Below are 1,266 nucleotides of genomic sequence, written 5' to 3'. Positions count from 1 at the left end.
AAAACCAGAACCTACTCCAAATACAGGAGAATCTGGAAAAGGTGGTGATCAAACTACTCAACCAGAACCAAAACCAGAACCTACCCCTACACCAAATCCTGGTCAAGGTGGGACAAGTACAAAACCTGGAATGAAAACTCCTAAAACACCGGAAGAATCAGCAAAACAACTAAATAAACAAACAAATCAAAAATTAACAAATTCTGAAATGAATGAAATGAATTCGGAATTAAAAGATTTAAAACCAAATACAGGTAAAGAAATGATTGTTGATGGTGAAGCAAAATCAGATAAAGATGAAAAAGTAAAATCTTATAACAAATTAACAAAAGAATTATCTTCACCAAAATCTGAATTTCCAATTGCAAAAGATGTAGTTTATACAGATATGGTAAACAACACCCCATCTAAAAATCTTGAAAAAGAATTAGAAATGTCTGCAAAATATGGAAACCAAGAATCTCCTTCGTTTATAGGTGAATTAAGTAAAGAATTTAAAGAAAACAAAAAATCAGATGCAACATCTTCAAAAACTAGTGGAGCAGAAAACCCAGAAAAAGAAGCAAAACTTAAAAAACAAGATAATCAAACTCTTAGTGCTTCTTTATTTGAACCAAAATCATCAAATGCTAAATTAACACAAGGTGATGGTGTTGGTAAAGAAAAAGAAGAAGATCCACTTAAAAGTCAAGGATTTTTAGATAACAAAGGTGAAGAAAAACAACTTGATGAATCTAAAAACTCTGAAAGAGAAGCAAGACTCCAAAAACAACAAAATGATTCTCAATCAGCTGAAATAACAGAAAAACCTCAAACAGTACCTTCTACTGAGAAAAAAGCAACAGAAGATGGTCAATCAGAACCCGCAGATTTAGCTGGTTTAAATCCAAATAATAGTGATACAGCAATGGTTGTTACTGATAATCAAGAAAGACCAGCAAAACCTGCAAACGATTCAAACACTCAAACTTCATCAGCAGAAGTTTCAAGAAATAACTAATACAATTAAAACACCATTAGGTGTTTTTTTATCTAAATTTTAATTTTCTAAATCACAAAAATATTTTGAACATCTTTTTATGAAAAAGTTTTCATTTTTAGTGCTCTTTTTTAATAAATATTTTTTAAATAAAATGAATAAATATATAATTATTTGTTCTTAATTATAAACAAGGACAAAAATAGGAGAAAATATGAAATTAAAAAAATTTTTATGACCAATTTTAGGTACAACATCAGTTGCTTCAATGGCTAGTGTTGTGGCTT

At 29.5% G+C, this 1,266-nt stretch carries 1 protein-coding gene; it reads left to right on the top strand.

Annotation, left to right across the window (positions count from 1 at the left end; translation table 4 throughout):
• On the top strand, nucleotides 1-1,000 hold a 1,000-nt coding region (locus BU00_RS05275; protein WP_036459106.1), incomplete at its 5' end, for a hypothetical protein.
• Nucleotides 1,001-1,266 lie beyond the last annotated feature (266 nt).

This window comes from Mycoplasma leonicaptivi ATCC 49890 (assembly GCF_000622205.1).
Classification (GTDB): domain Bacteria; phylum Bacillota_I; class Bacilli_A; order Mycoplasmatales; family Metamycoplasmataceae; genus Mycoplasmopsis; species Mycoplasmopsis leonicaptivi.
This window is presented reverse-complemented; position numbering and strand designations above follow the sequence as displayed.